We start from the raw sequence: 7,127 nt of genomic DNA on the forward strand, positions 1-7,127 counted from the left end.
ATTATATATTTCGTCTGATACACGCGTTAAAGTTTCGTGCGCATATGTCCCGTAATATGTGTGAATTTGCCCGTAGTGTATACATGGCCGCCCGTTCTCTGTAAAATCCTTTTTCTGAAAATTGCCCCCGCGTGTTATTGTTGCAATATCCCCTAGTCTCACAAATTCGACTCCCTCCGGGCAAAAAATATTAATTCTGCTCATTTTGTGTGATCTCCTGAATAAGATTATTTATTTCGTCTCTTAGTGTATTAACATGTTGAACGATTGAAATAATTTCGTTATTTAGTTGAGAAATATCAATTTTTTCGCGTGAGTCACGAGGTGCGACATAAGTACTTACGGACAAATTGAAATCCTCGCGCTTAACTTCTTCGCAGTCAACAACTCTGCAAAAGTCCTTAATATTTTCGCGTTTAGTAAATGCCTCGACGATTCTAGAAATATTTTCATGGCTGAGTCTGTTATTATTAATTGATTTAATGCATTCGTCGCTTGCGTCCATGAATAAAATTTTGTTATCGGACTTATTTTTTTTCATGACAAGAATACACGTAGCAATCGAGGCCCCGAAAAATAAATTATCAGGCATTTGAATAACTGAATCAATAAAATTATTTTCTACGAGATATTCTCTGATTTTCTGTTCAGCTCCGGCCCTGTACATAATGCCCGGAAAACAGACAATTGCGGCCGTCCCGTTTGAGTCAAGCCATGATAAAGAGTGCATAATAAACGCAAAATCTGCCTTGCTTTTAGGAGCGAGGACTCCGGCAGGTGAGAATCTGGGATCATTTATCAGCGTTGAATTATTATCAATTTTCCATGAAATAGAATACGGCGGATTAGACACGATTAAATCGAACGGCTGAAAATCCCAGTGCTGAGGGTGTATTAAAGTGTCTTCATTTGCGATATTAAATCTATCAAAAGCGATTCCGTGAAGGAACATATTAATGCGGCATAAATTATAAGTCGTGAAATTAATTTCTTGTCCGTAGAATTCCCCGACTGATTCATCACCTAGAATTTTGCGGATCTTGAGCAGTAACGAACCTGAACCGCAGGCAGGATCATAAATTTTTGAGATGTAATTTTTGCCGACTGTGCCGAGCCGTGTTAATAATTCCGAGACATCAGCAGGAGTAAAGAATTCGCCGCCCGATTTTCCTGCATTAGATGCGTACATAGACATTAAATATTCATAGGAGTCCCCTAGAGCGTCAATATTTCTGTCAGAATTTAGATTCATGTCAGCGACACCGTCTAAAAGTTTTCTGAGCCGTTCATTTCGAGTCTCTACATTTTTGCCGAGCTTGCTGCTATTAACGTCAAAATCAGCAAATAATCCCGTAAATTTTTCTTCTGAGGGAGTGCCTTTTGTTGAGTTCTCAATATTTCTGAATACTTTTTCAAGCGTCATATTTAAATTATTGTCAGATTTGGCGGAGTCTTTAATGTTGCAAAATAATTCACTGGGCAGGATAAAGAAACCTTGTTCAGGAACGAGGGACTCGCGTGCTGTTTCAGCGTCGGAGTCATTCATTTTCGAGTAGTCAAAATTTTCGATTCCTGCGGCCTTCTGGTTTGAGTTTATATAATCCGTTAAGCGTTCAGAAATGTATCTATAAAATATAGTGCCGAGTACATAATTTTTGAAGTCCCAGCCGTCAACAGCTCCCCGTAATTGATCAGCGATTGCCCAAATAGCGCGGTGAACTTCTTCACGTTCTCTGCTTTCAGTAGTCATGATAAAATAAATCGCTCCTTGTGAGAATTATATAAAAGTGTAAAGCCTAATTAATAGCTCGTCAAATTATTTTATTTCTGAATGTGAAAAATTTTTATCGTGAATGAGTCTTTACGTGCGGAGAAAGAGAGGCCGTATAAGAAAATTTGCGTGTTTATTGTCTTGTATTATAGCAGCAAAGAATTAATATAATCTCAGAGATTCAATATATAATATACTTAATTAAATAAAGGAGCTGATATTATAATGATATTCGAGCAGTTCGCAAAAATCGGAATCATTCCTGTAGTAGTACTTGACGACCCAAAAGACGCAGCACCGTTAGCAAAGGCATTATATGAAAACGGTCTCCCCTGTGCTGAAGTAACATTCAGGACAGCAGCAGCAGAAGAGTCAATCAAAATAATGACGCGTGAATTTCCTGAAATGTTAGTAGGAGCGGGAACAGTTCTCACAAAAGATCAGGCCGACCGGGCAATTAACGCAGGTGCAAAATTTATTGTCTCACCGGGACTCAATCCTAAAATCGTGCAGTATTGCCTTGATAAAAGTATGCCGATAACTCCGGGAACTCAAACACCCAGCGAGATGGAACAGGCTTTAGAACTCGGCTTAAAAGTTGTCAAATTCTTCCCTGCTGAACCTGCCGGGGGACTCAACATGATTAAGGCTGTAGCAGCTGCATATGTAGATTTAAAGTTTATGCCGACGGGCGGACTCAATGCAAATAACGTGCGTGATTATCTTGCTTATAAGAAAATTATCGCGTGCGGAGGGAGCTGGATGGTCAAGAAGGATTTAATCACGGCCGGAGAATGGGACAAAATCGGCGCACTAGTAAAAGAAGCAGCCGGAATAGTTAAAGAAATCAGGGGGTAATCAACGATGCAATTAAATTTACGTCCAAAGGGTGAATGCAAATTTGACGCAGTTAGTCTCGGTGAAGTAATGCTAAGACTCGATCCGGGCGAAGGACGAATCAGAACAGCGAGATCCTTCAGAGCATGGGAAGGCGGCGGAGAATATAACGTAATTCGCGGACTTCATAAATGTTTTGGGATGGACACGGCAGTAATTACGGCGTTTGCTGACAATGAAGTCGGCAAATTAATGAAGGATTTTATCGAGCAGGGCGGAGTCAATACGAGCCTTATTTACTGGAAAAAAACGGACGGAATCGGGAGAATCTGCCGCAATGGAATTAATTTCACTGAACGGGGCTTCGGAATTCGCGGTGCAGTGGGCTGCTCAGACAGAGCTAACACGGCAATTTCACAAGCTACTCCGGAAGAATTAGACTTTGAAACAATTTTCGGAAAAATGGGAGTCCGCTGGCTTCACACGGGGGGAATTTACGCGGCATTATCCGAGCAGTCATGCAAAACAGTAATAGAGGCCTGCAAAATCGCGAAAAAATACGGGACTCTGATCTCCTATGATTTAAATTATCGTCCTTCAATGTGGAGCGCAATAGGAGGCCAAGCAAAGGCTCAAGAAGTAAATAAAGAAGTCGCAAAATATGTCGACGTAATGATCGGCAATGAAGAAGATTTTACGGCGTGTCTAGGCTTCCAAATCGAGGGCAATGACGAGAATCTCAAAGAATTAAATCTCGACGGCTATAAAAAAATGATCGGCGAGGCTGCGAAAACTTATCCGAATTTCAAGGCAGTAGCTACGACACTAAGAACTGTACGAACTGCGACAGTTAATGACTGGAAGGCGATTTGCTGGGCGGACGGAGAAATTTACATGTCAAAAGAGTATAACGGGCTTGAAATCATGGACAGAGTCGGCGGTGGAGATTCTTTTGCGTCGGGACTTGTTTACGGCTTAATGACGACTGGCGACCCTGAGAAGGCCGTAAATTATGGAGCAGCTCACGGGGCTTTAGCAATGACAACGCCGGGCGATACTTCAATGGCGAGCGTTAAAGAAGTTGAAGCTATTATGGGCGGAGCAGGAGCGCGTGTAAAACGTTAATGGATAATAATAATTTACTTGAGACAGTAGCAGCAGCATTAGACGACAGGAAGGGCGAAAATATTATTACGCTCGACCTTAAGAATAAAGGCAGCCTGGCAGACGCATTTATATTAGTTACGGGGAATTCTGATACACACTTAAAAACTTTAGCGGACACAGCAGAAGAAGTATTAGAACGAGCCGGGCATAAATGCAAGATTGAGGGTGCAGAGAGTTCAAACTGGAGACTGATAGATGCTGGCGATATAGTAGTGCATGTATTCAGCCATAAGGGAAGAGATTTCTACAGATTGGAACGTCTGTGGGAAGAAGAATAAAATTTTTTGAGTGCCGCCGTCTCCCACCCGCCCACCCCGACGGCGGCTTGATTCACCCATTCAACGGAGTTTTTCGCGCAATAATTCTATCTCGTCAACACTCAAGCCAAGATTTATAAAATATTTCTCTGCACACTCCTGCAAATTCACGTCATAAATATTATTAACCCTGAAGGCCTTTGCAAGAAACGCGCTGATCTCATTTTTGACGACAAAATTATATTCTGACTCCGGGTCTGAGTCCGGGACAATTCCGAAATAATTATAGAATGAAATTAAATAATCGCTCACAACTTCATTTGCTGAAGCTCCCATTAAACACTCAATCAAAGCACACACAAAGCCGGCTCTGTCTTTACCTAGACTGCAATGTATCAAATAAGGCGGCTCATTTTCTGTCATGAACTTGACTCCCCGTAATAGCCCGTTTCTAAATTCTTTCGTGAAAAATTTTGTGCTGAGATTCAGGCATATTATATTTTGCTTGCTGTAATAGCTCGTATTATAGTCCGGGTAATTTCTCATGATTTTTTCTGTATCAGCTAAATTTATGAAAGTTTTGACTCCGGCTTTCTGAGCTGCTTTATCGGCTATTAAATTACGCTTGCCCCAGTTACTGACAGGCGATGACGAACGATATAATTTGCCGGGGGCTATTCCCGTCGTAGTTATCTCGCGAAAATTAGCAAATTCCCTATCACTCAAATATAAATAATTCTCACGTTCATATTTGAGCCGCCTGCTAAGGGACTTATAAAAATTTTTGCCGTTGATTGCTGCATTTGCCGGAGAAATTATAAATAATAATATTATTGCCAGTAAAAAAATTTTGCGTCTCATAAATCTGCCTCCTGTAATAAATTAATTATAGCGGCCTGCATTTCTTGAACTGTATGATTTCTTGAACGTGCGCACTCTTGAGCCTGCTTATCACAAATTAGGCACTTCCTGAAAATTTTTCGCGATAATTTCTGCCCATTTGAGTCAATCACGTCAATATCATATAGTCGGCCGATTTCCGAGTCATTCTCGATTTTGAGAGATAAATTTTTCAGCTCGTCGGGGGGGATGTTTGAGACTGACAATAAAAGCTCGTCGCCTGTGTTCTCGTGAGTCTCTATTGAGTCATTAATTTTCGCGTGAATATTTGCGAGCGATTCAAGAATTAAAATTTGCCCCCTGTCAAAAGCCTTGCGAATCAGTGAATTAGTCTTGACCGGGCCGGGAATGTTCATAGAGAAAGAAATTAGAGGCGATTTATATTTGTCAAGTAAAAATTTTTGCTCGCACGAACGTTTTTCGCGCCGCACGAGCATTTGAGATAAATTAATTTCTTGACCTGTCATTTGCAAATTGAGTCGATCCATGAAAATAACTCGTCTAAATCATAATCTCCGCCGTGTCCTGTGTCCCAGGGTGAAGCAAAATCTACATTACAGCCGTTCTCTGATAATTTCAGAGCAAGAATCGCGGGAATTGCTAAGACTGTATCACGATCCTTTGTGCCGTGCCTGATTCTCCAGTATTTTGCAGTATTCGCGCTCCCGATATAATTCATGGGATTCATAGCTTTAATAATCGCCGAGTCAGCCATTAAAGGATTAGACGCAGTGCTGTTATTATATGCGAATTCAGTAAAATGTTTGTCGCCGAATTCGTTATTTTCTGCCGAGCCCATATCTAATTGATCAAACGCGGGAGCATTCTTCTGTCTTGACGTAAAACTTGCTGAATAAGCGTCTAAATCTGCGCTCACTGCGTTATTTCCGCTCATAGTAATCCAGCTAACATTAACAGTTTCTCCGGAATTTATTGCGTCCTGTGCTGACTTGAGATAAACGCTTTCGATATATTGCTTGAATGAGCCTGAGCCGTCAGAATTAAGCGTTAAAGAAGTGCTGCCATTTTTCAAGCCGAGATTATTAACATAACTCACAAAATTTGATTTCAGAGTCGCCGAGATTCCCGAATCGCCTCCGAATACCCATTCATAAGCCATGTCGGCATTATCTAAATTAGTGATCGGACAATAGCACATTGACGCGAAAATATCATCAGAGGCATTTGCTGCGCCGAGTTCATTGAGCCATGTATTATAATCGCTTGAGTTCCCAGTCGCACCGAGTAAAGCAGAAATCGCCCCGCCCGCACTTGTACCGCTTGAGATAATTTTATCGGTATTTCCTGCCGGCAAATTGTTTTTATTGTAGCGTAAATATCTGACAGCAGCCTTATAATCTACTATGCAGGCCGGAGCAGTCCCGTAATCCGTATCACGTCCACGTAAAGCAGCCGACACAACAACGAGTCCCTTACTTAGTGCAGTGCTCAAAGATGAAGAATTCCTGCCGTCAGGTGAAGAAATGCCGCCTTTCATGTAACCTCCGACATTATTAGGCATGAAAATCGGGGCAGTCTCAGCAGTGTAGCCGTTAAGAGTCCCGCCTGAAAAATAAGTTTCGGGAATGTAAATACTTAATTGCTGATAGCTTGAATTAACGGGATTTGCTACATAGACAATATTAGAATATGCGCGATAAGATACACCGTTCACAGTGCCAGTTGTGTAATTTGACGGGTCAAAAGTTAGTGAGCTGCTTTCTTGCTGCTGCTCTTGTTCTTGTTCTTGCTGCTGGTCATCACTGACAACATCTTGATCGCCGCTTGTTACGTCTTGAGTATCAGGATAATAAAAATTGCTGCTGCTCCCACCGCATCCCGATGAGACTATGACCGAGAATATAATAAACATTCCCAGCCAGTAAAAAATTTTGCTAGAACTAGAAAATTTCATAATAAATAATCACTCCATACTATATTGATTGTGAATAATATAAATAATCTGACTAATAAAACGAGATAAATTATAGCATGATAATAATAAAATATAATATAGCAAAATATAGCACAATAGCAAAAGAGGAAGCCTCATCATAAAGACTCCCTCTTGATTTAAATTATAAACTGGCGACGGTCTGCTCTCCCGTGTGTACCCCACACAGTACCATCGACGCTAGCAGGCTTAACTTCCGAGTTCGGCATGGGATCGGGTGTGACCCTGCTGCATTGGCCGC

8 protein-coding genes and 1 rRNA gene are annotated in these 7,127 nt (G+C 41.3%); 3 read left to right on the forward strand and 6 right to left on the reverse strand.

What is annotated here, in order from left to right; all coding sequences use genetic code 11:
* Both IJS99_08850 and IJS99_08855 read right to left on the reverse strand, forming a co-directional pair.
* A partial coding sequence (locus tag IJS99_08850) for a restriction endonuclease subunit S (GenBank protein MBQ7561920.1) occupies positions 1-204 on the reverse strand: 204 nt, incomplete at its 3' end.
* Positions 191-1,750: a type I restriction-modification system subunit M gene (locus IJS99_08855; protein MBQ7561921.1), complete on the reverse strand. Its 1,560-nt coding sequence runs from the start codon at positions 1,748-1,750 to the stop codon at positions 191-193. The genes IJS99_08850 and IJS99_08855, both read right to left, overlap by 14 nt.
* A gap of 243 nt (positions 1,751-1,993) precedes the next feature.
* Between IJS99_08855 and IJS99_08860 the strand changes: the two genes are divergently transcribed.
* Genes IJS99_08860 through rsfS form a run of 3 tightly spaced genes read left to right on the forward strand, consistent with a single transcriptional unit; the run spans position 1,994 to position 4,053 of the window.
* Positions 1,994-2,629 carry a bifunctional 4-hydroxy-2-oxoglutarate aldolase/2-dehydro-3-deoxy-phosphogluconate aldolase gene (locus IJS99_08860; protein MBQ7561922.1) on the forward strand — a complete coding sequence of 212 codons (636 nt, stop codon included), beginning with the start codon at positions 1,994-1,996 and terminating at the stop codon, positions 2,627-2,629.
* Between the two features lie 6 nt (positions 2,630-2,635).
* The gene (locus IJS99_08865) at positions 2,636-3,733 is read left to right on the forward strand and encodes a sugar kinase (protein ID MBQ7561923.1); all 1,098 of its coding nucleotides are present in this window, start codon (positions 2,636-2,638) and stop codon (positions 3,731-3,733) included.
* Positions 3,733-4,053 (forward strand): ribosome silencing factor, encoded by a 321-nt coding sequence (gene rsfS, locus IJS99_08870; protein ID MBQ7561924.1) that lies wholly within the window; start codon positions 3,733-3,735, stop codon positions 4,051-4,053. The genes IJS99_08865 and rsfS overlap by 1 nt, the downstream gene beginning before the upstream one ends.
* A 60-nt stretch (positions 4,054-4,113) precedes the next feature.
* Here the strand turns inward: rsfS and IJS99_08875 are convergent, their stop codons facing one another.
* The 4 genes from IJS99_08875 to rrf form a co-directional block, all read right to left on the reverse strand.
* Entirely contained in the window at positions 4,114-4,893 is a 780-nt protein-coding gene (locus IJS99_08875; protein MBQ7561925.1) for a tyrosine-protein phosphatase, read from the reverse strand.
* The gene (gene citX, locus IJS99_08880; protein ID MBQ7561926.1) at positions 4,890-5,420 is read right to left on the reverse strand and encodes a citrate lyase holo-[acyl-carrier protein] synthase; all 531 of its coding nucleotides are present in this window, start codon (positions 5,418-5,420) and stop codon (positions 4,890-4,892) included. The genes IJS99_08875 and citX overlap by 4 nt, the downstream gene beginning before the upstream one ends.
* Positions 5,396-6,847: a hypothetical protein gene (locus IJS99_08885; protein ID MBQ7561927.1), complete on the reverse strand. Its 1,452-nt coding sequence runs from the start codon at positions 6,845-6,847 to the stop codon at positions 5,396-5,398. The genes citX and IJS99_08885 overlap by 25 nt, the downstream gene beginning before the upstream one ends.
* Before the next feature lie 168 nt (positions 6,848-7,015).
* Positions 7,016-7,127: ribosomal RNA gene (rrf, locus tag IJS99_08890) — 5S ribosomal RNA — on the reverse strand; the annotation flags it as partial.

The organism is Synergistaceae bacterium, assembly GCA_017444345.1.
Classification (GTDB): Bacteria; Synergistota; Synergistia; order Synergistales; family Aminobacteriaceae; genus JAFUXM01.